Origin of the sequence: uncultured Friedmanniella sp., assembly GCF_964244005.1 — a bacterium.
In the GTDB taxonomy this organism is placed as follows: domain Bacteria; phylum Actinomycetota; class Actinomycetes; order Propionibacteriales; family Propionibacteriaceae; genus Microlunatus.
In genome coordinates, this window is sequence record NZ_CAXTHG010000008.1 from 69675 (window position 1) to 95411 (window position 25737).

The window sequence follows — 25737 nt, forward strand, 5'->3', positions numbered from 1 at the left end:
ACCTTCACTCACACTCTGTGCTCAGGCACGCGGGAACAGAAGCGGCACGACCGCGGCAGGTCCGAGCGGCCGAGGCGGGTGAGCATGGTTCCGACCTGTCGAGCGACCTCGCAGGAGAGGTCGGCCACGTCGGCCAGGCCATAGCGGAGCGTTACCTCGCCGGCAAGCAGGGTGCGGTTGTCGCGGGCCATGTCGCGGAACCGACCCATGCCGGTGTGGCCGAGGCGGCCGTCCAGCTCGACGACCAGGCCCCACGGCCGGTAGACGACGTCGCGTCGGTAGGGCAGACCGGTGATGTTCTGGCGATCACCGACGGGTAGTCCGTGCGGACGTTCCACCTGACGGAGGTACCGCAGCTCCAGAGCCGACTCGGCGCCGGCGGCGACATCGTTGAGGAGATCCTCGAGAAGCCGGCGGTGCCGGGCACGTGGCCGGCGACGCAGGGCTCGACGTAGCTGCTGCGGTGTCGTCTGTCTTGCCTGGACAGCCGTGGTCACCCACGTCACGGCATCGGTCATGGTGCCTTCGTCACAGAGGTCGAGGACGGTGTCCTCGACAGTGGTGCGCGGTGGCGAACCGGGCGAGCGCCGATCGCGGAATCCCGGCGCCTCGCGTCGGAACTCCCACTGCGGGCGGGTCCGTGTGATCTGGTGGGGAGGTGACACCAGCACGGTGATGGGACGGGGCTCCTGGTCCACGAGGCCGTGGACGAAGCCCGCTGACCGTCCGCCCAGCCGGCCGTGGTCCCCGCCGAGGAGCACGCCCGCCCAGGCCCAGCTCGGCCAGGTGGGCTCGCCGGGGTGAGTCAGGTAGACCGACCGATCGAGCCGCCGCCACTGCCCCTGGGCGATCAGCCGTTCCACCGACCGGCGGGAGACCTCGTGGCCAGCGACCTGCTCGGACGTAAGCACCCCGGCCTGCTGCTCGGCTAGCTGCAGGAGCGCACGAGTGGGATCTTGTCGCGTAAGCATGCCCGCCACTGTCGGGCTTTTCGAGCCAGGATCGACAGGCTCAGCCCGATCTGTGCATAACTCTCGGACGGTGCGAGCCCTGTGGACAGCCTCAGCGGGCGCGGCGCTCCACGCGCTCGACGTCCAAGATGGTGACGGAGCGCGGTTCGAGGCGGATCCAGCCGCGGGCGGCAAAGTCGGCGAGAGCCTTGTTGACGGTCTCGCGCGAGGCCCCGACCAGCTGGGCAAGCTCTTCCTGGGTCAGGTCGTGGTGCACGTGCACGCCGTCGTCGCGCTTGTCGCCGAAGCGCTGCGCCAGCTCGAGCAGCTGCTTGGCCACCCGGCCGGGCACGTCGGAGAAGACGAGGTCGGCCACGACGTCGTTGGCCCGCCGCAGCCGGGCGGCGAGCTGGCCGAGGAGCCCTTGGGCCACCTCGGGCCGGCCGGTCAGCCAGCCCATCAGCTCGTCGTGCTCGAGGGTGCGGATCTCACACGCGGTCACGGCGGTGGCGGTCGTCGAGCGGGGACCGGGGTCAAAGAGGGAGAGCTCGCCGAACATCTGGCCCGGGCCGAGGACCGCCAGCAGGTTCTCGCGGCCGGCCGAGCCGCTGCGGCCCAGCTTGATCTTGCCGGTGATGACCACGTACAGCCGGTCCTCCGCGTCGCCCTCGTGGAACAACACGTCGCCCTTGCTGAGCCGGATCGTCCCCATGGCGTCCGAAAGCGCGCTCGCCGCCTCGTCCTCGAGGCCGGCGAAGAGCGGTGCTTTCTTCAAGACTTCCGGATCCACGTACGACCTCCTGGTCACGAATCACCTAACCGGCGGGCCCAAGGCTACCGTCCGACCCTCCGATGTGGCAGATCCGGCAGCGGTGGGATCGCGCGCCGCAGGCCTGGTCGAGCAGCGGTCGCGCCGGTCGCGACCACGTAAGGTGTGGCCATGACGACCAGCCGGACCCGGGGTGACTCGGGCCCGGAGCCGGAGCCGACGGTTCCGACCGGCTATGACCGGTCGCGGACCGCCCTGGTGCGGCGGGCCCGGACGATCAACCGGACGCTCGCGCAGACCTACCCCGATGCGGTGATCGAGCTCGACTTCAGCACGCCGCTGGAGCTGCTGGTCGCCACCATCCTGTCGGCCCAGAGCACCGACAAGCGGGTCAACTCGATCACCCCGGTGCTGTTCGCCCGCTATCCCGACGCCGCCGCGTACGCCGCGGCCGACCGGGCCGAGCTCGAGCTGTTGATCACCCCGACCGGCTTCTTCCGGGCCAAGACCGACGCCCTGCTCTGGCTCGTGTCTGCGCTGACCGAACAGTACGGCGGCGAGGTGCCGCGCACGCTCGCCGAGCTGGTCACTCTGCCGGGCGTCGGCCGCAAGACCGCGAACGTGGTGCTCGGCAACGCCTTCGGCGTCCCGGGGATCACCGTCGACACCCACGTCGGCCGGCTGTCGCGCCGGTTCGGCTGGACGACGCAGGTCGACCCCGAGAAGGTCGAGCCCGAGATCGGGTCGCTCTTCCCGCCGCGGGAGTGGACCCAGATGTGCCACCACGTGATCTGGCACGGCCGACGCTGCTGCCACGCCCGCAACCCTGCCTGCGGCGCCTGCCCGGTCGCCCGCTGGTGCCCCGCGTACGGCGAGGGGGAGACCGACCCCACCAAGGCGGCGAAGCTGATCCGGGAGCCGCGCGGATGACCTTCAGCCGACGGCCGGTCCTCGCGGTCGTCGCGGTCGCGGTCCTGCTCGTACTGGCTGCCTGCACCGAGAACCCCGCTGTGACCCGGTCCACGAACGGCCCGCAGCAGTCGATGGTGCCGACGGCGACGACCCGGGCGCCGGACTCCGCAGGGCTGGCCCCAGCCAAGAAGGCGGCCGGGATCGCGGACTGCCCGACCTCGGGCAACGCCGCACCCGCGGTGGCGAACGGGCTGCCGGACGCCGTGCTGCCCTGCCTCGGCGGAGGCCGGTCCGTCCGGCTGTCCGGGCTGCGGGGGCAGCCGCTGATCATCAACGTCTGGGCTTCCTGGTGCCCGTCCTGTCGCACCGAGGCGCCGTTCCTGGCTGCGGTCGCCGGAACCACGAGCGCCGTCCGGGTGCTGGGCGTCGACCACGCCGACCCCGACCCGGCCGGGGCGATCGCCTTCGCCCAGACGGCCGGCTGGACTTTCCCACAGCTGCAGGACCGCGACCTGGTGCTGCGCCGCGAGCTGCAGGTGACGGCCCTCCCGGTCACCTTCTTCGTCCGCGCGGACGGCACGATCGCCTACCGCAACATGTCCCCGTTCACCTCGGTCGACCAGGTCCGCGAGCTCAGCCAGCGCTATCTCGGGGTGACGCCGTGACGGCCGACGACACCGTGGCCGCGGCCCGTCCGGTGTGGCTCGACCCGCTCGTCGCGGCGCTCGCCTCGCCGGACCGGGTCCGCCAGGTGGTGGCCGTCCGGCCGGGCGTGGGCGGTCGGGCGGCCGCGGTGCTCGTCCTGATCGGCGAGGGAGAGCGGGGCCCGGAGATCCTGTTCGTGGAGCGGGCGGCCACGCTGCGTACCCACGCCGGCCAGATCGCCTTCCCCGGCGGAGCGGCCGACGCAGGAGACGTCGACCTCGTCGACACCGCCCTGCGGGAGGCCGAGGAGGAGGTCGGTGTCGAGCGGTCCGGCGTCGAGATCCTCGGGCTGCTCCCCGCCGCCCACGTCGCCGTCAGCGGCTTCGACGTCACCGCCGTGATCGGCTGGTGGCGCGAGCCCGGACTCGCCCGGGCCGTCGACGCCCGCGAGGTCGCCTCGGTCCCCGTCGTCGCCGTGGTCGACCTCACCGACCCGACCCGCCGGGCCAGCGTCGCGCACCCGTCGGGCTACACCGGCCCCGCGTTCGAGGTGCACGGCCACCTGATCTGGGGCCTGACCGCACACCTGCTCGACGGCGTTCTCGACCTCGCACGGTGGCAGCGTCCGTGGGACGCCTTCCGCCGGGTGCCGATCCCCGCCCGCTACCTGACCGCTCACCCCGACGCTGCCGGGCCTGACCCTGGAGGACCCGATGCCCACTGACACCCCCGACCCGTACGCGACCCTCGCGCTGACCTCCGACGAGCTCGACGCCGAGCTCGTCGGCCGCTGGGACGTGTTGATGCCGGCGCTGCCCGAGCTGGGCCGTTCGCTGGTCAGCCGCTACGCCGAACCGCACCGGCACTATCACGACCGCGCCCACCTGCTGCAGGTGCTGCGCAGCGTCGACGCCCTCGCCGGCGACGAGGGCCTCACACCGCTCGCCGCTGGGGCTGGAGGTCGCTCCGCTCCCGCTGCACCAGATGTGTACGTCGTCCGGCTCGCCGCGTGGTTCCACGACGCGGTCTACGACATCCCCGAGCGCGAGCTGACCAACGAGGAGGCCTCCGCCCGGTTGAGCGTCCGCGAGCTGGGCCGGGCCGGCTTCGAGCAGGAGGACCTGACCCAGGTGTCGCGGCTGGTCCGGCTCACCGCCACCCACGCGCCCGGGGCCCGCGACCCCGAGGGCGAGCTGCTCTGTGACGCTGATCTGGCCATCCTGGCTGCCCCGGCCGAACGCTACGACGGCTACGTCGCCGCGGTCCGTCTGGAGTACGCGGCGGTGCCGGAGGAGGAGTTCCTGAGCGGCCGGCTGGCCGTGCTGGAGCCGCTGGCCGACTCCGAGATCTTCCGCAGCGGTCGGGCCCAGGGCCTCAAGCCGGCGGCTAGGGCGAACCTCGAGCGCGAGCTCTGGAGCCTGCGAGACCGGCTCGGTCTCGAGCAGCCCGAGGACGACGTTGTGAAATGATCGACGCCGTGACGACCACCTCACCGACGACCCCGACCACCTCGACCACCGCGAGCAACGTGATCGAGCGCCCGGCCGGCTGGTGGAAGTCGGCGGTGGTCTACCAGATCTATCCGCGCTCGTTCGCCGACAGCAACGGCGACGGCATCGGTGACCTCCCCGGGATCACCGCCCGGGTCGACTACCTGGCCGAGCTCGGCGTCGACGTGGTCTGGCTGTCGCCGGTGTACTCCTCGCCGCAGGACGACCTTGGCTACGACATCAGCAACTACACCGACATCGACCCGACCTTCGGCACGCTCGCCGACCTCGACGACCTGGTCGCCGCGCTGCACGGCCGCGGGATCAAGCTCGTGATGGACCTGGTGGTCAACCACACCTCCGACGAGCATCCCTGGTTCGTCGAGTCGCGCGACCCGGCCTCGCCCAAGCGGGACTGGTACTGGTGGCGCAAGCCGCGCCCAGGCGTCGAGGCTGGGACCGCCGGCGCCGAGCCGACGAACTGGGAGTCGGCGTTCTCGGGCCCGTCCTGGACGCTGGACCCGGCGAGCGGGGAGTACTACCTGCACCTGTTCAGCCCCAAGCAGCCCGACCTCAACTGGGAGAACCCGGAGGTCCGCCAGGCCGTCTACGCGATGATGCGCTGGTGGGTCGACCGGGGGGTCGACGGCTTCCGGATGGACGTCATCAACCTGATCTCCAAGCCCGAGACCCTGCGTGACGGCACCGTACCGGCTGGTCGGCGGTACGCGTCGGCGCTTGAGACCACCGGCAACGGCCCCCGGCTGGAAGAGTTCCTCGTCGAGATGAACCGCGAGGTCGGTCTGGACGAGCACCACCTGCTCACCGTCGGGGAGATGCCCGGCTCGACGATCGAGCTGGCCCGCTCGATCACCGACCCCGCGCACCGCGAGCTCAACATGGTCTTCACCTTCGAGCACGTGAACCTCGACGTCCAGGCTGGCGGGGGCAAGTGGGACGTGGCTCCGCTGGAGCTGCCGCGGCTCAAGCAGAACCTCGCCGAGTGGCAGGTCGGGCTGGCTGACGTGGGCTGGAACTCTCTCTACTGGGACAACCACGACCAGCCGCGCGCGGTCTCCCGCTTCGGCGACGACAGCCCCGAGCACCGGGTGAACTCGGCGAAGACCCTGGCCTCCGTGCAGCACCTGCACCAGGGGACGCCGTACGTCTACCAGGGCGAAGAGCTCGGGATGACGAACACCCAGTTCCTCGACATCAGCTCCTACCGCGACATCGAGTCGGTCAACTACTACGCCGAGGCCGTGAGCGTCGGCCTGCAGGCCGAGACCGTGCTGAGCGCTCTCGCGCTGCGCAGCCGAGACAACGCCCGGACGCCGGTGCAGTGGGACGACACCTCCCACGCCGGCTTCACCCAGGCGATCCCGTGGCTGCCGGTCAACCCCAACTACGTCTACGTCAACGCCGCGGCCGCTGTGGCCGACCCCGACTCGACCTTCCACCACTTCCGGCGGTTGATCGCCCTGCGGCACGAGCTGCCGGTGCTCGTCGAGGGCCGGTTCGCGCTGCTGCTGCCCGAGCACGAGCAGATCTGGGCGCTGACCCGCACCCTCGGCGACCAGGTGCTGGTGATGGTGGCCAACTGCTCCTCGACGCCGGCGACCGTCCCGCCCGGCTCTGTGCCGGACATCCGCGGAGCCCGGGAGCTGCTCAGCACCCACCCGAGCCCGGTCACGGCGGAGCTGGCGCCGTGGGAGTCCCGGATCCACCTGATCGGCTGACCACCAGCCGACCGGTCAGCCGCTCAGGGTGCTCGAGGCACCGCGAGGGTCGGACCGGGCGGGTGCGTGAGAGGCTGACCGGACCTGATCACCGACCACGGAGGATGCGATGACCGAGCCCGATCCCGAGCCCGAGGCCAGCCGACAGCTCGATGAGTCCAAGGAGCTGATCGAGGAGGCCCGGAGCGCGGCCGGGGCAGCGTTGCCGGACACCCAGTCCGCCGACGACCTGGACGCCCCCAGCACCGAGCGCGGCCTCCCCGACGACGAGCCGGTCACGCCCGGACCGAACTAGCCCACTTTCCGCGCGCAGCCGCTCCGAGGTCGGACGCAACCGGTGGCCTCCGTCGTACGTACCCCTCTCAAGGAGGAGAGGAGGTGGGTCGTGATAGCTGCTCCTGCCACCCTGGGCACCCAGCGCGACCGTGACCTCCTGAGCAGGAGGGCCGGTCTCAGGTCCGGCCGGGTCAGCTGATGGCCCGGCTGGCGACGACCTCGCCCTCGATCTCGGGGGCCTTAGCGGCGGCGTTGCCGCGCTGGACGGCGGCCTTCAGGTCGGCGACCGTGGCGTTCGCGGTGGCGATGGTCCGCTCGGGGCCCTTGACCTTCTTGACCAGCGTCAGCCCGATCACGCCGAGGACGGCCGCGATCAGCAGCAGCACGACGCCGACGATGAGGAAGGCGAGCCACTCGCTGAGGCCGAGGGCCACCAGCCCGAACGCGGCCGCGAAGTAGAGCACGGACAGGGCGCAGATGGCGAAGTAGCCGGCGGCGCCGAACATGCCGGCCCCGATCCCCGCGTTCTTCGCTGCGGGCACCAGCTCGGCCTTGGCCAGCGCGATCTCGTCCCTGACCAGCAGCTTGACGTCGTCGGTGATGCTCTTGACGATGTCGCCCACACCTTGTTCCGCCACGGTGGCTCCTTCCCTCGCGGCAACCCTATCGGGTGCCACCGTCACCGTCGGCCGACCCACGGAACAGGGCCTTCAGGCGCGGGTGCCAGCGGTCCTCAGCGGTGACCAGCAGCTCGTCACCCGCCCGCAGCGAGGTGCTGCCGCGGGCCGCGACGAGCGACTGGTCCCGTACCAACATCGAGAACCAGACGTCGTCAGCGTGTCCGGGGTCGGTGGCGGTGTCGGCGACTTCGTCGACGGTGCAGCCCTCCGCAGCGGAGCCCTGCTCGACGGTGAGCCGCAGCACCCCTTCCGGTTCCTCGGCGAGCCGGACGCCGAGCGACCACGGCTGGGGCGGGACCGAGTGCACGGGCAACCGCAACCGGCGCGCGACCGTGGTCACCAGGCTGCCCTGGACCACGACCGAGAACGCGACCACGACCACGACGATGCCGTACGCCCGCTCGGCTCCGGGGATCCCGGCGGCCAGCAGGAAGCTGCCGAGCAGGATCGGGACCGCCCCCTTCAGCCCAGCGAAGAGCACGAACGCCCGCTCGTTGGGTTCCAACCGGGCGGGCAGCAGGCAGAGACCCACCAGGACCGGGCGGATGACGAGCGCCAGCGCGAGGCCGAGCAGCACGCCGGGTACCCAGACGTCGGTACGGGCCAGCGTGTGCAGGTCGACCGTGAGGCCCAGCACGACGAACGCCACGATCTCGCCGAGACTGGCCAGTGCGGTGTGGAAGCGTTGGATCTCACGCTTGAACGGCGCGCGTTCGTCACCGATGACGACGCCGGCCAAGAACACGGCCAGGAAGCCCGAGCCGTGCAGCAGCGTCGTCGCCCCGAAGAGCGCGAAGACGCACGCCAGCGTCCGCAGCGGGTAGAGGCCCTCGCTGGGCAAGCTGACCCGGCGCATGAACCCGAGAATCAGTCGGCCGCCCAGCACTCCGACGACCGCGCCGACCCCGATCTGCAGGACGAACTCAGCCCCGATCTGCAGGACGGCGCCCCCGCTCAGCGACCCTGCGGTCAGCAGGCTGATCAACAGCGCGATGCCGACCGGGTCGTTGGCTCCGGACTCGCCCTCCACGATGGTGGCCGAGCGGCCGGCGATCTCCTGCTGGCCCAGCACCGAGAACACCACGGCCGGGTCGGTCGGCGCCACCGCAGTCCCGATCAACAGCGCCAGGTACCAGCTGAACCCGAACGCGGTGTGGATCAAGACGGCGGCCGCCCCCGTCGTCAGGAACGTGCCCACGACTCCAGACATCGCGATCGGGCCGGCTGCCGCACGGAACCGGCGCACGCCGATGCTCATCCCGCCGTCGAACAGGATGCACAGCAGCGCCAACGTGACGATCCGCTCCACCGTCTGCTCCGGCGGCATGTGCAGCCCCGGCAGCACCGCTACCCCCAGCGCCGCGGCACCGAGGAACAGCGCCGGCGCGGGCAGGCGCACCCGAGCGGTCAGCCGGTTCGACAGGATGGCGGCGACCGCCGCCACCGACAGCAGCAGCACGAGCTCGGCGAACGGAACAGCGTCATCCACGGGGTGTACTCATCGACATCCTCGATCCGGGCGGGGGGCAGCAGCTCGCCGACCAGACTTCCCGGCACACCAGCCCGGACTCGCGGGCAAGGACAGGCTAGCCGTCCGCGCTGGTGGAGCTGGTGCTCAGGTTGTCCTTGATCAGGTTCATCACCGAGGAGTCGGTCAGCGTGGTGACGTCGCCCAGCTCACGGTTCTCGGCAATGTCGCGGAGCAGCCGGCGCATGATCTTGCCCGAACGGGTCTTGGGCAGCTCCTCGACGACCATGATCTGCCGCGGCTTCGCGATGGCGCCGATCTGCTTGGCCACGTGCGTCCGCAGCTCCTGGACCACGTCCGGTCCGCCGTCACCGGCCCCCTCCGCGACGGCACTGGAGCGCAGGATCACGAACGCCACGATCGCCTGGCCGGTGGTCGGGTCCGTCGCGCCGACCACCGCGGCTTCGGCCACCTTGGGGTGCGAGACCAGCGCCGACTCGATCTCGGTGGTCGACATCCGGTGGCCGGACACGTTCATCACGTCGTCGACCCGGCCGAGGAACCAGATGTCGCCGTCGTCGTCCTTCTTGGCGCCGTCGCCGGCGAAGTACATGCCGGGGAAGCGCGACCAGTAGGTGTCGACGTAGCGCTGGTCGTCGCCCCACAGGGTGCGCAGCATCGCGGGCCAGGGCTTGGTGATGGTCAGGTAGCCCCCCGAGCCGTTGGCGACCGGCTGTGCCTCGTCGTTGACGACCTCGACCGAGATGCCGGGCACCGCCCTCATGGCCGCGCCCGGCTTGCCCGCGGTCACCCCGGGCATCGGCGAGATCATGTGCATCCCGGTCTCGGTCTGCCACCAGGTGTCGACGACCGGCGTCTGGTCGCCGCCGATGTGGGTGCGGTACCAGACGTAGGCTTCGGGGTTGATCGGCTCCCCGACCGAGCCGAGGATGCGCAGCGACGACAGGTCGAACTTCTCCGGGATCTCGCTGCCCCACTTCATGAACGTCCGGATCGCCGTCGGGGCGCAGTAGAGGATCGTCACGCCGTACTTGGCGATCAGCTCCCACCAGCGGCCCTGGTGCGGAGTGTCGGGGGTGCCCTCGTACATGACGCTCGTCGCGCCGTTCACCAGCGGTCCGTAGACGAGGTAGGAGTGGCCGGTCACCCAGCCGATGTCGGCCGCGGTCCAGAAGACGTCGGTCTCGACCTTCAGGTCGAACGTCGCCCAGTGCGTCCACGATGTCCCGACCAGGTAGCCGCCGGTGGTGTGCAGGATGCCTTTCGGCTTGCCGGTGCTACCGGAGGTGTACATGATGTAGAGCGGGTGCTCGGCCGGGAAGAACGGGCACGCGTGCTCGGTCGACTGGGCGGCCACGAACTCGTCCCACCACAGGTCGCGGCCCTCCGTCATCGCCGTCTCCTGACCTGTCCGCCGGATGACCAGGACGTGGTGGACCGTCGGGCACGACTCCAGCGCCGCGTCGACGGCCGGCTTCAGCGCCGACGGCGCGCCGCGACGGAAGCCGCCGTCGGCGGTGATCACGACCTCGACGCCACAGTCGGTGATCCGAGACGCCAGCGCATCGGCGGAGAAGCCGCCGAAGACCACCGTGTGGGGAGCGCCGATCCGGGCGCAGGCCAGCATCGCGACGACGGCTTCAGGGATCATCGGCAGGTAGATGGCCACCCGGTCGCCGGCCTCGACGCCGAGCGCGGTCAGGGCGTTCGCGGCTTGGCGGACCTCGTCGGCGAGCTGGGCGTAGGTGATGGTCCGGGTGTCGCCGGGCTCGCCCTCGAAGTGGTAGGCCACCCGGTCGCCGCGGCCGGCTTCGACGTGTCGGTCCAGGCAGTTGTACGCCGCGTTCAGCGTGCCGTCGGCGAACCACGTCGCGAACGGCGGGTTGCTCCAGTCCAGACCCTGGGTGGGCGCGGTCTCCCAGCTGAGCCGGTCGGCCTGGCGGAGCCAGAACGCCTCCGGGTCGGCGGCCGCCTCGGCGTAGGTCGCCTCGGTGACGTTCGCGGTCGCCGCCAGCTCCGGCGGCGGCGGGAAGCGTCGCTCCTCGTGCGCCAGGTTGGACAGGGTCTCGCTGCTCGAGGCGGCGTCGCTCACAACTGGTCTCCTTCAGGTGCTCCGGGTCTGCTCCCGCAATGTACGACCTCGTCGTCGGTCGTCAGTGACCGCTCGCCTTCTCAGCGCCCGCGCCGGTCAACGAGCGGACCGACAGCTCGTCGTAGCGGCGTTCGGACTCGGGGTCGCGGCTCAGCAGGGTGCCCACGATGCCGCAGAGGAAACCGAACGGGATCGAGACCAGCCCCGGGTTGCGCAGCGGGAACCAGGCAAAGTTCAGGTCCGGGGCGAGCGAGGTCGCGGTGCCGGAGCCGACGGGGGAGAAGATCACCAGGATCACCGCCGCGGCCAGCCCGCCGTAGATGCTGCAGGTGGCGCCCAGAGTGTTGAAGCGGCGCCAGAACAGGTTGAAGATCAGCGCCGGCAGGTTTGCCGAAGCAGCCACGGCAAAGGCCAGCGCCACCAGGAACGCGATGTTGAGCCGCTGCGCCGGGATGGCCAGCGCGATGGCCACGGCCCCGATGGCAAAGGCGGCGATCCGCACGACGATCATCTCGCTCCGTTCGCTGGCGAGGCCCTTCTTGATCACGCTGGCGTAGAGGTCGTGGGCCACCGAGGAGGCCGAGGTGAGGGTCAGCCCCGCGACCACGGCCAAGATGGTGGCGAAGGCGACCGCGGAGATGAGGGCCAACAGCACCGCCCCGCCGAGCGTCCCCTCGCCGCCGCCGACGGCCTGGGCCAGCAGCGGCGACGCCGCGTTGCCGGAGCTGGTGGCGATCTGGCTGCCCTTGCTGGTGTCGACCAGGGCCGCCGCGCCGAAGCCCAGCACCAGCGTCATCAGGTAGAAGGCGCCGATCAGCCCGATCGCCCAGAGCACCGACTTGCGGGCCGCGTTGGCGGTGGGGGTGGTGTAGAAGCGGATCAGGATGTGCGGCAGCCCCGCCGTGCCCAGCACCAGGGCCAGGCCGAGGGAGAGGAAGTCGAACTTGGCGGTCAGGTCCTTCCCGTAGAGCTGACCGGGCTGCAGGAACGCCGCCCCCTTGCCGGACTTCTCCGCCGCCGCTCCGAGCAGCTCGGAGAGGTTGAAGTGGAACTGGGCCAGCACCAAGATCGTGATCAGCAGCGTGCCGACCATCAGCAGCACCGCCTTGACGATCTGGACCCACGTGGTGCCCTTCATGCCGCCGAGGGTGACGTAGATGATCATCAGCACGCCGACCCCGATGATCACCAGGTTCTTCACCGCCGGGTCGCTCACGCCGAGCAGCAGGCCGACGAGGCTGCCGGCGCCGACCATCTGCGCCAGCAGGTAGAAGATCGAGACCACGATCGTCGACGACGCGGCGGCCGAACGCACCGGCGTCTGCCGCATCCGGTAGGCCAGCTGGTCGGCCATCGTGTACCGGCCGGAGTTGCGCAGCAGCTCCGCGACCAGCAGCAGCGCCACCAGCCAGGCGACCAGGAAGCCGATCGAGTAGAGAAAGCCGTCATAGCCGTAGAGCGCGATCGAGCCCGAGATGCCGAGGAACGAGGCGGCCGACATGTAGTCGCCGCCGATGGCCAGCCCGTTCTGGAAGCCGGAGAAGGAGCGGCCGCCCGCGTAGTAGTCGGCGGCGGTCTTGTTCTGCCGCGAGGCCCAGAAGGTGATGCCCAGCGTGATGAGCACGACGACGAAGAAGAGGCCGATCGTCAGGCCGCGGTTGTCGTCGGTGGCCAGCGGCACCAGCAGCGCCGTGGTCATCGGCCGGTCTCCCGCTCGTAGCGGTCCCGCAGCCTGGTGGCCAGCGGGTCCAGCGCCCGGTTCGCGTGCCGGGCGTAGAGGAAGGCGATCGCGAACGTGGACGCGAACTGCAGCAGTCCGAAGACCACGGCCACGTTGATGTTGCCGACGACGGGGGTGTCCATGAAGCCCCGGGCCCAGTTGTTGCACAGCACATAAGCGATGTACCAGGCCATGAAGGCGATGGTGGCCGGGAAGGCGAAGTTCTTGTAGCGCCGCTTCAGCTCGGCAAAGTCGGGCTCAGCCGCGATGGCAGCGTAGACGCTCTGGTCGTGCGCGCTGACCGGTGCCGCTTCGGTGCCGGAACGCGGAGTCGTGCTCTCCGTCATTGGAGCCTCCACTCAGATTGCCGTGCTCGCACAGTAGCCGCCCCCGCTGACAGCGGGAAGGGCGCGGGTCGGCCCGGACGAGCGGAGGAGTCAGAGGCGGATCTCGAGGGCGTCGTCCGCGTCCTCGGCCACCCCCAGCTCGCTGTGGTCGACGTCGGCCCGCCAGCAGGAGGTCTGGAAGGGCAGCAGCAGCGGCTCCGGTCGCCGGGCCGAGGTGTCGTAGAGCTCGCCCACCGCGGCTAGCAGCTCGTCGCGGACCGCGGGCGCCAGACCGGCGGCCCACGGCTGACGGTGCACCATGCTCAGCAGCCCATGGCGGGTGATCGGCACCCAGTTGCGGAAGGACCGCCGCTCCAGACCGACGAAGTACGGGCTGTCGGCCACCGCGGCCACGGCCTCCTGGCCGAAGTCCCCGGCCATCGCGTGCGGGTCCGCCGCCCGCATCAGGGCCGTCAGCCGCCGCACCCACGGCACGGTGTCGTCGCGGGTGTTGTACGCGACCGCGAGGTGGCCACCGGGCCGCAGCACGCGGGCGATCTCGGTCAGAGCCAGCCCCGGCGCGAAGCGGTGCAGGGTGTCGGAGGCGGTGACCACGTCGAAGTGGCAGGACAGGTACGGCATCGACTCGACCTGACCGGCGACGTGCAGCCGGGTGCCGAGCCGGTCGACGAGACCGGCCACCCGCGCCACGTCACGGTCGATCCCGAAGACCTCGTGGCCCTCCGCGGCCAGCATGGCCGCGAAGCTGCCCCGGCCCGAGGCGAGATCGAGCACCCGAGCCGGCTGCTCGCCGACCATCCACGCCGCCGCTGGCGCCGGGTAGGGCGTCCGGCGCGGCTCAGTCATGGGGGAGACTCTAGTGCCGTGAGGGTGGAGTTCCTTGGCGGTGAACGCCGCGAGGTGCGTGCCTGGGCGGGGCTCACCGCCACCCGGTTCCGACCTCAGGACACTCGTCGTGACCGCTGATCCGCTCCTGGAGCTGGCGCGCCTGGAGGGCGTGCCGTCGGCGGTGGCCGCGGCGATCGACTCCGTGGACGCCGTGCTGCGCGACCGCGGGCTGCGTACGCTCGCTCCCGAGGCGGTGGCCGCGGCTCTGCTGACGGGTGCTCGGGGGAACGCGGCGCTGAGCGAGGACCCGGACCGCTGGCTGCCGGGCGCGGTCCGCTTGTCCTCGGAGCTGACGACGCTGGCGCCGGTGATCCGGGTCGCGCCCGCGCAGGCGCTGGCTCGGGCCCACGTGCTGCTGGCCCGCGGCGTCGTACCGGAGGAGAGCCTGGGCCGGATCACCGCCGACCCCGAGACCGCGGCCCGGATGGCCGGGCTCACCGATCTGCTCGTGTCCAGCGGCGGCACCTCGGCCGTCGTGCTCGCGGCCGTCGTGCACGCCGAGCTCGCCAGCGTCGCCCCGTTCGGGTCGGGTGACGCGCTGGTGGCCCGCGCGGCCGAACACCTGGTGCTGGTCTCGGCGGGCGTCGACCCACGGGGCGCGGTGCCGATCGAGGCCGGCCACGCCGGTGCTCCGGCCGGCTACCGGCGGGCGCTCGACGGCTACGCCTCCGGCACCCTGGCGGGGGTGCGGGGTTGGATCGTGCACTGCGCCGGCGCTCTCAGCCGAGGTGCGGAGCTCCTCGGGACGTCGCTTCGTCACTGAGGGCCCGGTCCGACCGGAAAGATGGTCGGCACGGCGCCCGTCAGACGGACGCCGTGCCCTGCCCGTGTCCGAGCGACCATGCGTGCCGTTTCTCCGCGTTGGCCAGGCAAGCCTGGACGCAACTGCCCCTCAGGGATGGGTGATCGCCGCGTGGGTACTCGAGACGAGCGGCACCGATTGGTGGGGGTCTCCCGCGACTGACGTGATCGTCGACCAAGCCCGTCGAGATGAGCGGTTGCCCTTGTCGTTCGGTGCGTTCTGAGGTCAGTTCTACCTCGCGATCTCCTGTCCGGGAAGCCCTCCTGGGTGATCAATGTGCTTTGACCGGACAAATCGAGTTGATCGTTGACCATGCTCAGCTCGTCGTGTCCTTGATCATCTTGTCGAGTTCCATGATCAACACCGTCCGTCGTCCACAGGCTCGGAGGGGGTTCCCGACTTCTCCACAGCCTGGCCGATGCCCTCGCCCGACGGCGGTCAGCGACTCAGACTGACGGCATGGATCTGCACCCTGACGTGTCGCCCGTCGTCGTCGTCACCCGGGACGACGCGCTGCTCGAGCGGGTGCTCTCGGTGACGGCGGCCCTCGACCTCGAGCCCGAGGTCGTCCCCGACGTCGGGGCGCTGCGTGGACGCTGGGCGACGGCCTCGCTGGTGCTGGTCGGCCTCGACCAGGCCGCGCCGGTGGCGGCGCTCGTGCTACCCCGCCGTACGGACCTCTACCTGTTGGGCGACGACGAGCTGCCCGAGGACGCGGTGGCCTGGTCGGCCCGGCTCGGCGCGGCCGTCCTCACGCTGCCCAGTGGCGCCGACGTCCTGGCTGCGGCGATCGCGGCCAGCAGTGGTCGGCGCGGTGACCGGGGCCGGCTGGTCTGCGTGCTGGGCGGTTCGGGCGGGGTGGGCGCGTCGACGTTCGCCGCCGGTCTGGCGGTGACGGCGGCGGCGACCGGCCGGCCGGTAGCCCTCGTGGACGCTGACGAGAATGGTGGCGGGCTCGACCTGCTGCTCGGCGCCGAGCAGACGCCGGGCTGGCGGTGGCCCCGGTTGGCCGGAGCGCGCGGCCAGCTGGGCGACCTCGGTGGCCAGCTCCCCTCGGCGGTCGGCGTCGAGCTGCTGGCGATGGCCCGGCGGCCCCAGCCGGCTGCGGCGCTGCCGGCCGACCAGCTCAACGCGGTGCTGCTCTCGCTGCTCCGCAGTCACGAGCTCGTGGTGCTCGACGTGCCGCGACTGCTCACGGCCGCGACCCGGGAGGCGCTGCGCACCGCCGACCTGACCCTGTTGCTCGTCCGGGCCGACCTGCGAGGGGTGGCCGCAGCCCGGGAGGTCGCGCTCGAGCTGGTCCCGGCCTGCGAGCGGTTGGCGGTGCTGGCCCGGGAGGGCCGGGCGCGCGGTCTGGGCGCGGAGGCGACGGCGGCCGCCGTCGAGCTCCCCCTGATCGGCATCGTGCCCCACGACGACAGCCTGGTCCTCGCCGCCGAACGGGGTGACCCGCCCGCGCGTGCTCCCCGTAGCAGCCTGGCCAAGGCGTGCCGGCGGGTGCTGGCCGAGCTTGAACCCGTTCCGGCCGTCGCGTGACCGCCTTGTCCGCGACGGCGGTGGACCTTGGCTCGACCGTGACCGAGCTCGACCCGATCCGCACCCGGTTGGTGGCGCTCGGCCGCGCGCACACGCCGAACGATGTGGCGGAGGCGATGCGCGCCGAGGGCCGAGTGGTCACCGACTCGGCGCTGGTGGCGATGGTCGAGGCCCTCCGCCGGCACAGCGTCGGGGCCGGGCCGTTGGAACCGTTGCTGCGCCAGCCAGGCGTCACCGACGTCCTGGTCAACGGGCCCGACCGGGTGTTCGTCGACCGCGGCCGCGGGCTCGAGCTGACCGGGGTCCGCTTCGGCTCCGACGCCGAGGTCCGCAGCCTGGCGCAACGGCTGGCGGCCTCGGTCGGCCGGCGGCTCGACGACGCGGCCCCGTTCGTCGACGCCCGGCTGGCCGACGGCTGCCGCGTGCACGCCGTGCTGGGGACGGTGGCGCGTCCCGGCACCTGCCTGTCGTTGCGGGTTCCGGCGGCGCGGAAATTCAGCCTGGACGACTTCGTCGCCTCCGGCTCGTTGAGCGAGCGCGGAGCGGCCCTGCTGAGCCGGATGGTCACGGCGAAGCTCGCCTTCCTGGTGAGCGGTGGCACCGGGTCGGGCAAGACCACTCTGCTCGCGGCGCTGCTGGCGCTGGTCCCCGCCGACGAGCGGATCGTGGTCGTGGAGGACTCGCGTGAGCTGGCGCCGCACCACCCGCACGTCGTCGGGCTCGAGGGCCGGCCGGCCAACGCGGAGGGGGCGGGGGCGGTCACCCTGACCGACCTGGTCCGACAGTCGTTGCGGATGCGGCCCGACCGGCTGGTCGTCGGCGAGGTGCGCGGGCCCGAGATCGTCGACCTGCTGATGGCCATGAACACCGGGCACGAGGGCGGCTGCGGGACCGTGCACGCGAACTCGGCGGAGGACGTCCCGGCCCGGCTGGAGGCGCTCGGGGCTCTCGGCGGTCTCGGTCGAGCCGCCGTGCACGCGCAGATCGCGTCGGCGCTGCACGCGGTGATCCACATCGACCGGGACGATCAGGGCCGGCGGCGGGTCGCCGAGATCCACGTCGTCGTCGCCGACCCCTCGACCGGGCTGACCCGGACGCAGCCGGCGGTGGAGCTCGACCCGGGTGGCCGGGTCCGGCTCGGGGCCGGGGCCGGGCGGCTGGAGAGGCTGCTCGACCGATGATCGGGTTGTCGGTGCTGCTGGCGGTGTTGGCTGCCCTGCTCGGGGTGACCACGCCCGCCGCGGCGGGTCTGCGACGGCTGCCCAGCGGGGATCCGGGCACCCCGGTCCGGTCCGGGCGCCAATGGTGGCGCCGCGTCGCCGCCGCGGTTGCGGTCGCCGCCGCGCTGACCCTCACGGTCGTCCTGGCCGGGCCGCGAGCAGCCGTCTACACCGCGACGTCGCTGCTGGTGCTGGCGACGGTGGCCCACCTCGGCCGGTTGCGGGGCCGGCGGCGAGCGGCCGAACGGGGCCGGCTCGCGGTCGCCGAAGCCGCCACGGTGCTGGCGGCCAACCTCCGGGTCGGGATGGTGCCGGCGCAGGCCCTGACCAAGGCCGCCGCCGGCTGTCCCGTCCTGGACGAGGCCCGGGCGACCCTGGCCATCGGCGGGGACGTCCCCGCAGTCTGGCGACGCCAGTCCGCGGTCGAGGGGCGTGCCGGACTGCGCGAGCTGGCCCGGGCGTGGCAGGTGTCCGGGGTCTCGGGTGCGTCCCTGACGGGGACCCTCGAGGAGGTGGCCGCCGGTCTGGCGGCCGACCAGTCGTTGCGGGCCGTGGTGGGCAGCGAGCTCGCGGCGCCGCGCGCCACCGGCAAGCTGATGGCCGTGCTACCGGTACTGGGCATCGGCATGGGCTACCTGATCGGCGGCGACCCGCTGCAGTGGCTGGTGGCCGGGCCGGCCGGCTGGGGATGTCTGCTCCTAGGGGTCGGGCTCGCCTGCGCCGGGGTGCTCTGGATCGAGAACCTGGCGCGCCGAGCGGCCGCCCAGGCCTGAAGCCGGGAGGCGACGATGGCACGACGAGCTCGACGACGGCCCCCGACCGGGGCAGGTGTCGCGTGAGCGCGGCCGCGGTACTGGCGGCGTCACTCACCGCGGCCGCGGTCCTGCTGCTTGTCGACGGGCCTGACGTCCGACTGGGCAGCGTCGTCCGGCCGCCGACCGCCCGGCCGGAGCGACTGCCGGTGGTTGGGCGGGTGATCGCCGGTCGACCGGGGGCAGTGCCGTGGCGGCGGCGGTGCTGGTTGAGCGTGGGCGCCGCGACCGCGCTCTGTCTCGTTCTCAGCGGAGGTGCGCTGTCGCTGGGCCTGTGGACCTGGACGGCGTGGCCGGTCATCGTGGCGGCCGGTGCGCTGGGCCTGGGGTGGCTGGAGCCGCTGGCGGTCCGGCGTCGACAGCAACAGCTGGTGCTGGAGGTACCGCAGGCGTTGGAGCTGATGGCAGCCTGCCTGGCCGTCGGCACACCGCCCCGGCTGGCGTGCGCCGCCGTGGCTGACGCGTTCGGCGGGCCGGTGGGAGACGACCTGCGGCCCGTGCTGCGGGCCGTGGAGCTCGGCGTCCCGGACGCGGAGGCCTGGGCTGCGCTCGCGGGTCACCCTCAGCTCGGGCCGGCGGCGGTCGACCTGGCCCGCTCGGTGGAGTCGGGCACCCAGATGGTGGAGGCCCTGCGCAGCCACGCCCGCGCGGCGCGGGAACGCCGGCGGGCCGCGCTGGAGCAGGTGGCCCGTAGCGTCGGCGTCCGCAGCGTGCTGCCCCTGATGACGTGCTTCATCCCGGCCTTTCTGCTGCTCGGGGTGGTCCCGACCGTCGTGTCCGCGGTCGTGCAGGCCTTTCCCTGAGCCGTCGTTCGTCCACAGCAGCGGAGTGTCGGCGCGCTGTCCACAGGCCAGTCGCGAAACCGCACAGTGGGGGTCAACGTCCGGAGACTCCCTGTGCAGCCAGCTCGGCTGCAGCACCTGGGATCGGCTCAGGAGCGGGCCAGGGTGCGTTGACGGAGGAGGAACCCATGAAGGAATCGATTGACGTGGTGGGCGGTCTGGTGACCCCCGCCGCGCAGGACGGGATCGCGGCGGGGACCCTGGCGCCCGCCTGCGGACGGTGTCGGACCGAGCGGGGCATGGTGAGCGCGGAGTGGGCGGTGGGCATCATCGCCGCGATCGCGATCGCCGGCGTCTTGTTGTCGGTGGTGACGAGCGGGCCGGTGGAGTCGGCCATCTTGAAGTTCATCCTGCTGGTCATCAAGCACTTCGCCGTCGGTCTCGGCTAGGCCACGGTCGGACCGAACAGGATCGTCGAATGTCGGGTCGGGTGCGCCGGCGGGACGCGCGCGGGATGGTGACGGCAGAGCTGGCCGTCGCCATCCTGGCGGTCTTCAGCCTCTTCGTGCTGCTGTGTTGGGGCTTGGTACTGATCGTGGTGCAGCTCCGGCTGGTCGACACCGCAGCCGCGGTGGCGCGGCAGGAGGCCCGGCACGACGCCGCCGCGGTGTCCCGCGCTCGAGCCGAAGCGCCGGCGGGAGCGGTCATCCACGTGGTGCGGCAGCCGACGCAGGTGAGAGTTTCGGTGAGCGTACGGGTCCGGTCGTTCGCCCGCGGTCTGCCGGCCGTCCCGCTGCACGCGGACGCGGTGGTCGTGCCCGAGCCGGGGAGTCCGCGATGAGGGTCGGCACCGAGCGGGGTAGCGCTTCGGTGCTGATGGCGGGGGTGATGGGGGTGGTCGTGCTGCTGGCGTACGCGACCATGCTCGTCGCCGGGTACGCGGTGGCCTACCACCGGGCCCGGGGAGCGGCGGACCTGACGGCGGTGAGCGCGGCCCAGACCTTCCGGTCGGGCGGGGACGCCTGTCGTCAGGCCCGCCGATCGGCCGCGGACAACGGCGCCGGGCTGCTGAGCTGCACGGTGGTCGGCGACCAGATCGGCTTCGTGGTGACCGTCCGCGTCTCGATCCCGACGCCGAGTCGGGTCACCGGACTGCCCGGTCGGGTGGAGGCCGAGGCGTACGCGGGGCCGGTCCGATGATCAGGGGGGCCGTCGGGTCAGGCTGGTTTGGTCGTCGTCGCTTCCGTGGCGTCCGGGTCGGCGGCGGCTGGGACCGCCGCGTCCGCTGGGCCGTCCTCTTCGACCGCTGGGGCTGGCGCAGGTCGCGAGATCTTGATCGTGGCCACGCCGGCGTCCAGGTCGATCCCGAGCGGGGCGCCACCGCCGTAGGTGGGCTTGGAGACGAGCATGTTCTGTCTGTCCCTTTCCTCGTGGAGGTGTCGCAGGCCGGGGGAGAAGATCTCGAAGAAGCTCACCCGCGTGGTCGCTGCCCCGAGGGCGGGAGCATCAGGGTGGCCACCCGCTCAGTATGGCGCGCCTCGCCGTGGACTGCGGCGGGTTCGGTTCGGCCGGCTGCCTCCTCAGTCGAGCAGCAGAGCCAGCAAGGTGGCCGCGGTCTGCTTGTCGAGGCCGCGCTGCGGTTCGCCGCAGTCGGCGCTCACCACACAGGCCGGACAGCCTGCTTCGCAGCCGCAGGTCCTGACCCGGTCGTACGCGGCGGCGAGCCACGCGTCGGCGACCGCGAAGGCCTCCTCAGCCGCACCCGTCCCGGCCGGCTGCTGGTCGTACCAGACCAGCGTCAGACCGCTGCCGCCAGCCGGGCTGGCTCCCTGCACCGCCGCGGTCGTGGAGTGGCCGCGGACGTCCCACCGGTCACCGCTGGTGAAGGCGGGCAGCAGGGCGAGGGCGACGTGCTCCGCGCCGTGGGTCCCGGCGGAGATGTGCGCCAGAGACAACGCCTCGTCGATCTCGGCGAGGTCGAGGGTGAGCCACGTCGCCGTGGTCTGCAGCTGACGTTCCGGCAGCTCCAGAGGCGTCTGGTCCCAGACGGTGCCAAGCGTCTCGTCCCGCCGCAGATAGCTGGTGACCTGGGTGGTGACGGCGATCCGGCCGACGTGCAGCCGCCCTCGACCGACCGGTCGTTGGTCCCGCTCGTGCAGCAGGCTGACCCGGGTCGTCACTCGGGGCTGGGTCAGGTAGCCGGGTCGGGCCGGGCGGACCAGCGCCTCCAGCGCGTCGTGGTCGAGCTCCTCACAGAGATAGGACTCGCCGCGGTGCAGGTAGACGGCGCCGGGGTGCACCGCGCGGTCGGCGGCCACAGGGTCGACGTGACCGAGGATCCGTCCGGTGCCCGCCTCGATGATCTCGACCGAGCGGCCCCGCGAGCCCCGCAGGTCGATGGCGTCGACCGCCCGTTCCGGTCGGGTCCAGTACCAGCCGTCCGGCCGTCGGCGCAGGCTGCCGGCCGCCGCCAGCCGGGCGAGCGCGGCGGCCGTCCCCGCACCGAAGTAGCGGGCGTCGGCCTCGGTCACCGGCAGCTCCTGCGCGGCGGCGGCCAGGTGCGGCCCGAGCAGCTGGGGGTGGTCGGGGTGCAGCACGGTGGCCTCGACCGGCTCGTCGAGCAGAGCGTCGGGGTGGGCCATCAGGTAGGCGTCGAGCGGGTGGGCCCGGCCCACCAGGGTCACCGTCGCCGGGCGCCCCCGACGGCCGGCGCGCCCAGCCTGCTGCCAGAAGGCCGACCGGGTGCCCGGGAAGCCGGACAGGATCACCGCGTCCATCCCGGCGACGTCGACCCCCAGCTCGAGGGCGTTCGTGGCCGCGACGCCGCGCAGCCGGCCCTCCTGCAGCGCCCGCTCGAGCCGGCGGCGGTCCTCAGCCAGGTAGCCGCCGCGGTAGGCGGCCACCAGCGGACCCGGTGCGGCGTCGGCAGGGGTCGAAAGGGCCTCGGGGACGGCGACGAAGTCGGGTCGGGAGTCGAGCTGGCGTTGCGCCCGCAGCGCCACCACCTCGGCTCCGCGCCGGGACGGGACGAAGGCGATGGTCTGCGCGCCCGAGCCGACGGAACGGGCCAGCAGGTCCGCGGTCGCGTCGTCCGCGTCGGTGCCGGGCTGCCACAGCACGAGCTCGACCGGCCCACGGGCCGACCGGTCCACCTCGACCGCCGTCACGTCGGCGACGTCGACGCCGAGCAGGGCGGCGGTGCTCGCGGCTGCCCCGGTCGACGTGGCCGACGCGGTCACGAAGGTGGGCGCGGCGCCGTAGCTGACGGCGAGGCGGTGCAGCCGGCGCAGCACCAGCGCGACCTGCGCGCCGAAGACGCCCCGGTAGCGGTGGGCCTCGTCGACGACGACGAAGCGCAGCGTGCTGAGGAAGCGCGCCCAGCGGGCGTGACCCGGCAGGAGGGAGCGGTGCAGCAGGTCCGGGTTGGTGAAGACGTACCCGGCGTGCTCGCGCGCCCAGTCGCGCACCGCCGGCGCTGTGTCTCCGTCGACGGCGGCGAGCGCCCAGCCGGGCAGCGCCAGCTCGGCGCAGGCCCGCAGCTGGTCGTGGGCGAGCGCCTTGGTCGGGGAGAGGTAGAGCGCGGTGTGCTCACGGCCGCCGACCCGCCAGCCGGCCGTCCCTGTCGGCGCTGGCCGGGGCGGGCCGGCCGGGGCCAGCCCGGCGTACGTGCTGGCCAGGACGGGCATCAGGTAGCCGAGCGACTTGCCCGACGCCGTGCCGGTGGACAGGGCGACATGCCGGCCCTGCCAGGCCGCGTCGGCGGCTTCGACCTGGTGGGCCCACGGCTGCGGGATGCCCTGGGCCTGCAGGGCGGCCACGACTTCGGTCGGCAGCCAGTCCGGCCAGGCCGTCCGGACCCCCTCCCGGGCCGACAGCTGACGGACGTAGCGCAGACCAGCCGGCGGGCCCGGCGGCCCTGCGACCGGGAGGCGGGTCGGCCGCACCGGTTGCTCGTCCCGCCCGCTCCGCATCGTTCCAGCCTGTCACGCCCAGGTCTGACAGTCCCCGCACGGACAAGCTGGTCCGCTCCCGGGCCGCTGCGAGCGGACCAGTAGGCCATGTGGTTAGACTCACCCGGTCATACCGGCCCCGGAATTACCTGCACCACTGCTCAGGAGGGCGTTATATGTCCGCACTTCCAGTTCCTTTGGAAGTCACCGCCATCCCTGTTTCGGGAGGCAATCTCACCCTCGTCGTCATCGTCTTGGCGGTCGCGCTGCTGGCGCTGGTCATGGCTTTCATCTTCCGTCGCGAGGTCCTGAGGGCTCACGACGGCACCGAGAACATGAAAGAGATCGCCCTCGCCGTGCAGGAGGGGGCCAGCGCCTTCCTCGGCCGGCAGTTCCGCACCCTGGTGGTCTTCGCGGCCGCCGCGTTCGTGCTGCTGCTGGCCCTGCCGGCCCGCGGTAGCGACGAGTTCGGTGAATGGACCCTACGGATCAGCCGCTCGCTGGCCTTCTTGGCCGGAGCGGGTTTCTCCGCCCTGATCGGCTATCTGGGCATGTGGCTGGCCGTTCGCGCCAACGTCCGCGTCGCCTCTGCCGCGCGTAGCGAGGGCCGCGACCCGGCCATGAAGATCGCCTTCCGCACCGGAGCACACGTCGGTATGTCGACGGTCGGCCTGGGTCTGGGCGGCGCGGCGGTCGTCGTGCTGATCTTCCGCAGCGACGCCCCGGTGATCCTCGAGGGCTTCGGTTTCGGCGCGGCCATGCTGGCCATGTTCATGCGCGTCGGCGGTGGCATCTTCACCAAGGCCGCTGACGTCGGCGCCGACCTGGTCGGCAAGGTCGAGCAGAACATCCCCGAGGACGACCCACGTAACGCCGCGACCATCGCCGACAACGTCGGTGACAACGTCGGGGACTGCGCCGGCATGGCGGCCGACCTCTTCGAGTCCTACGCCGTCACCCTGGTCGCCTCGCTCATCCTGGGCAAGGCGGCCTTCGGCGAGGCCGGCCTGGTCTTCCCGCTGATCGTGCCCGCCATCGGCGTGCTGACCGCCATCATCGGCATCTACCTGACCCGGCCCCGGGCGGGCGAGGGCGGCCTGAAGACGATCAACCGCTCCTTCTACCTGTCGGCGGCCATCTCCGCGGTGCTCTGCGCGATCGCCGCGTTCGCCTACCTGCCGTCGACGTTCGCGGGGCTCGAGGTGCCCGGCGCCGCGGCCTTCACCGGCCCGATCGACAACCCGCGCGTGGTCGCCATCGGTGCGGTCGTGATCGGCATCGTGCTGGCCGTGATCATCTTGTCGCTGACCGGCTACTACACCGGTACCGAGGACAAGCCCGTCCAGAACGTCGCCAAGACCTCGCTCACCGGTGCCGCCACCGTCGTGCTCTCCGGCATCTCGATCGGCATGGAGTCGGCTGTCTACACCGCCATCGTCATCGCGGCGGCCGTCTACGGCTCCTTCCTGCTCGGCGGCTCGGGCGTGGTCGCGCTGTTCGCGATCGCGCTGGCCGGCTGTGGCCTGCTGACCACCGTCGGCGTGATCGTGGCCATGGACACCTTCGGCCCGGTCTCCGACAACGCCCAGGGCATCGCCGAGATGTCGGGCGACGTGCACGGCGAGGGCGCCCAGATCCTCACCGAGCTGGACGCGGTCGGTAACACCACCAAAGCCATCACCAAGGGCATCGCGATCTCGACGGCCGTGCTCGCGGCGACCGCCCTCTTCGGCTCCTACACCGACTCGATCCGCGACGTGCTGGGCGAGGGCTACTCCCGGTTCACCAACGAGTCCGTCGTCTTCGCCCCGCAGACCCTGGTCGGGCTGATCCTCGGAGCCGCGGTGGTCTTCCTCTTCTCCGGCCTCGCCATCAGTGCGGTCGGCCGGGCCGCCGGCGCGGTCGTCTTCGAGGTGCGCCGCCAGTTCCGCGAGATCCCCGGGATCATGGAGGGGACCGGCAAGCCTGAGTACGGCAAGGTCGTCGACATCGTCACCAAGGACTCGCTGCGCGAGCTCGCCACCCCGGGACTGCTCGCCATCTTTGCCCCGGTCGCGGTCGGGTTCGGGCTCGGTGCCCCGGCTCTGGCCGGCTACCTCGGCGGGGCGATCGCGTCCGGCACCTTGATGGCGGTCTTCCTGGCCAACTCCGGTGGGGCCTGGGACAACGCCAAGAAGCTCGTCGAGGACGGCATCCACGGCGGCAAGGGTTCCCCCGCGCACGAGGCCACCGTCATCGGTGACACCGTCGGTGACCCGTTCAAGGACACCGCCGGCCCGGCCATCAACCCGCTGATCAAGGTGATGAACCTGGTCGCCGTCTTGATCGCTCCTGCGGTGGTGGCCATGTCGCCGCTCAGCAATGACCCGAGCGCGTGGCGTTTCCTGATCGCGTTGGGTGCGCTGGCCATCATCGTCGTCGCGGTCACGATCAGCTCCCGTCGCAACGTCGCGATCGCCGACACCCCGGACGCGTCCGGTCCCTCGTCGACCACCGGGCCCGGCGCGGCCGCCGAGGACGTCCCGGTCACCCCGGCGGCCGCGGAGCGGGAGCACACGCTCTAGGGCGCTCCGCCCCCGCGGCGCGTCGCTGCGGTTATCCACAGAACTGCCCGCTCGGCCCCGAACCAGGCACCCTG

25 protein-coding genes are annotated in these 25737 nt (G+C 72.2%); 15 read left to right on the forward strand and 10 right to left on the reverse strand.

Features of this window, described 5'->3' with window-relative positions:
* Positions 1–8 precede the first annotated feature (8 nt).
* Positions 9–971: a type IV toxin-antitoxin system AbiEi family antitoxin domain-containing protein gene (locus ACFE76_RS07070; protein ID WP_375431038.1), complete on the reverse strand. Its 963-nt coding sequence runs from the start codon at positions 969–971 to the stop codon at positions 9–11.
* Positions 972–1062: 91 nt separating this feature from the next.
* Complete coding sequence (locus ACFE76_RS07075) at positions 1063–1740, reverse strand: Crp/Fnr family transcriptional regulator (protein ID WP_375431039.1); 678 nt, start codon at positions 1738–1740, stop codon at positions 1063–1065.
* A 150-nt stretch (positions 1741–1890) separates the two neighbouring features.
* On the opposite strand from ACFE76_RS07075, the gene nth reads away from it, so the two are divergent.
* From nth to ACFE76_RS07105, 6 genes are all read left to right on the forward strand, one after another.
* Entirely contained in the window at positions 1891–2649 is a 759-nt protein-coding gene (gene nth / locus ACFE76_RS07080; RefSeq protein ID WP_375431040.1) for an endonuclease III, read from the forward strand.
* Positions 2646–3296: a TlpA family protein disulfide reductase gene (locus tag ACFE76_RS07085; RefSeq protein ID WP_375431041.1), complete on the forward strand. Its 651-nt coding sequence runs from the start codon at positions 2646–2648 to the stop codon at positions 3294–3296. The genes nth and ACFE76_RS07085 overlap by 4 nt, the downstream gene beginning before the upstream one ends.
* Complete coding sequence (locus tag ACFE76_RS07090) at positions 3293–4000, forward strand: NUDIX hydrolase (protein WP_375431042.1); 708 nt, start codon at positions 3293–3295, stop codon at positions 3998–4000. Before ACFE76_RS07085 ends, ACFE76_RS07090 begins: the two co-directional genes overlap by 4 nt.
* Positions 3990–4745, forward strand: a complete 756-nt coding sequence (locus tag ACFE76_RS07095) for a metal-dependent phosphohydrolase (RefSeq protein WP_375431043.1) — start codon at positions 3990–3992, stop codon at positions 4743–4745. Before ACFE76_RS07090 ends, ACFE76_RS07095 begins: the two co-directional genes overlap by 11 nt.
* 8 nt (positions 4746–4753) lie before the next feature.
* On the forward strand, positions 4754–6505 hold the full coding sequence (locus ACFE76_RS07100; RefSeq protein WP_375431044.1) for an alpha-glucosidase: 1752 nt from the start codon (positions 4754–4756) through the stop codon (positions 6503–6505).
* Positions 6506–6614: 109 nt separating this feature from the next.
* The gene (locus ACFE76_RS07105) at positions 6615–6800 is read left to right on the forward strand and encodes a hypothetical protein (RefSeq protein ID WP_375431045.1); all 186 of its coding nucleotides are present in this window, start codon (positions 6615–6617) and stop codon (positions 6798–6800) included.
* 172 nt (positions 6801–6972) lie between these two features.
* Here the strand turns inward: ACFE76_RS07105 and ACFE76_RS07110 are convergent, their stop codons facing one another.
* The 6 genes from ACFE76_RS07110 to ACFE76_RS07135 form a co-directional block, all read right to left on the reverse strand.
* Positions 6973–7419 carry a phage holin family protein gene (locus ACFE76_RS07110; RefSeq protein ID WP_375431046.1) on the reverse strand — a complete coding sequence of 149 codons (447 nt, stop codon included), beginning with the start codon at positions 7417–7419 and terminating at the stop codon, positions 6973–6975.
* A 25-nt stretch (positions 7420–7444) separates the two neighbouring features.
* On the reverse strand, positions 7445–8950 hold the full coding sequence (locus ACFE76_RS07115) for a potassium/proton antiporter (RefSeq protein WP_375431047.1): 1506 nt from the start codon (positions 8948–8950) through the stop codon (positions 7445–7447).
* 97 nt (positions 8951–9047) lie between these two features.
* Positions 9048–11042 (reverse strand): acetate--CoA ligase, encoded by a 1995-nt coding sequence (gene acs / locus ACFE76_RS07120; RefSeq protein ID WP_375431048.1) that lies wholly within the window; start codon positions 11040–11042, stop codon positions 9048–9050.
* Between the two features lie 61 nt (positions 11043–11103).
* Entirely contained in the window at positions 11104–12741 is a 1638-nt protein-coding gene (locus ACFE76_RS07125) for a cation acetate symporter (protein ID WP_375431049.1), read from the reverse strand.
* Positions 12738–13109: a DUF485 domain-containing protein gene (locus ACFE76_RS07130; RefSeq protein ID WP_375431050.1), complete on the reverse strand. Its 372-nt coding sequence runs from the start codon at positions 13107–13109 to the stop codon at positions 12738–12740. Before ACFE76_RS07130 ends, ACFE76_RS07125 begins: the two co-directional genes overlap by 4 nt.
* Positions 13110–13199: 90 nt before the next feature.
* Positions 13200–13955 (reverse strand): class I SAM-dependent methyltransferase, encoded by a 756-nt coding sequence (locus ACFE76_RS07135; RefSeq protein ID WP_375431051.1) that lies wholly within the window; start codon positions 13953–13955, stop codon positions 13200–13202.
* A gap of 109 nt (positions 13956–14064) precedes the next feature.
* Between ACFE76_RS07135 and ACFE76_RS07140 the strand changes: the two genes are divergently transcribed.
* The 8 genes from ACFE76_RS07140 to ACFE76_RS07175 all read left to right on the forward strand — a co-directional run bounded on the left by ACFE76_RS07140 (position 14065) and on the right by ACFE76_RS07175 (position 20349).
* Positions 14065–14760, forward strand: a complete 696-nt coding sequence (locus tag ACFE76_RS07140; protein WP_375431052.1) for an oxidoreductase — start codon at positions 14065–14067, stop codon at positions 14758–14760.
* Positions 14761–15258: 498 nt separating this feature from the next.
* Positions 15259–16335: a septum site-determining protein Ssd gene (ssd, locus tag ACFE76_RS07145; protein ID WP_375431053.1), complete on the forward strand. Its 1077-nt coding sequence runs from the start codon at positions 15259–15261 to the stop codon at positions 16333–16335.
* A 5-nt stretch (positions 16336–16340) separates the two neighbouring features.
* Complete coding sequence (locus ACFE76_RS07150) at positions 16341–17516, forward strand: TadA family conjugal transfer-associated ATPase (RefSeq protein WP_375431120.1); 1176 nt, start codon at positions 16341–16343, stop codon at positions 17514–17516.
* The gene (locus ACFE76_RS07155) at positions 17513–18328 is read left to right on the forward strand and encodes a type II secretion system F family protein (RefSeq protein ID WP_375431054.1); all 816 of its coding nucleotides are present in this window, start codon (positions 17513–17515) and stop codon (positions 18326–18328) included. Before ACFE76_RS07150 ends, ACFE76_RS07155 begins: the two co-directional genes overlap by 4 nt.
* Before the next feature lie 62 nt (positions 18329–18390).
* On the forward strand, positions 18391–19170 hold the full coding sequence (locus ACFE76_RS07160; RefSeq protein WP_375431055.1) for a type II secretion system F family protein: 780 nt from the start codon (positions 18391–18393) through the stop codon (positions 19168–19170).
* Between the two features lie 167 nt (positions 19171–19337).
* Positions 19338–19598 (forward strand): DUF4244 domain-containing protein, encoded by a 261-nt coding sequence (locus tag ACFE76_RS07165; protein WP_375431056.1) that lies wholly within the window; start codon positions 19338–19340, stop codon positions 19596–19598.
* A 29-nt stretch (positions 19599–19627) separates the two neighbouring features.
* The gene (locus ACFE76_RS07170) at positions 19628–19990 is read left to right on the forward strand and encodes a TadE family type IV pilus minor pilin (RefSeq protein ID WP_375431057.1); all 363 of its coding nucleotides are present in this window, start codon (positions 19628–19630) and stop codon (positions 19988–19990) included.
* Positions 19987–20349: an Rv3654c family TadE-like protein gene (locus tag ACFE76_RS07175; protein WP_375431058.1), complete on the forward strand. Its 363-nt coding sequence runs from the start codon at positions 19987–19989 to the stop codon at positions 20347–20349. The genes ACFE76_RS07170 and ACFE76_RS07175 overlap by 4 nt, the downstream gene beginning before the upstream one ends.
* Before the next feature lie 17 nt (positions 20350–20366).
* Here ACFE76_RS07175 and ACFE76_RS07180 read toward each other — a convergent pair whose 3' ends face one another.
* Together ACFE76_RS07180 and ACFE76_RS07185 are read right to left on the reverse strand one after the other, a co-directional pair.
* Positions 20367–20624: a DUF6191 domain-containing protein gene (locus ACFE76_RS07180; RefSeq protein WP_375431059.1), complete on the reverse strand. Its 258-nt coding sequence runs from the start codon at positions 20622–20624 to the stop codon at positions 20367–20369.
* 105 nt (positions 20625–20729) lie between these two features.
* The gene (locus ACFE76_RS07185; protein ID WP_375431060.1) at positions 20730–23093 is read right to left on the reverse strand and encodes a DEAD/DEAH box helicase; all 2364 of its coding nucleotides are present in this window, start codon (positions 23091–23093) and stop codon (positions 20730–20732) included.
* 182 nt (positions 23094–23275) lie between these two features.
* Here ACFE76_RS07185 and ACFE76_RS07190 point away from each other — a divergent pair, with 182 nt between their 5' ends.
* Entirely contained in the window at positions 23276–25663 is a 2388-nt protein-coding gene (locus ACFE76_RS07190; protein ID WP_375431061.1) for a sodium-translocating pyrophosphatase, read from the forward strand.
* Positions 25664–25737: the final 74 nt, after the last annotated feature.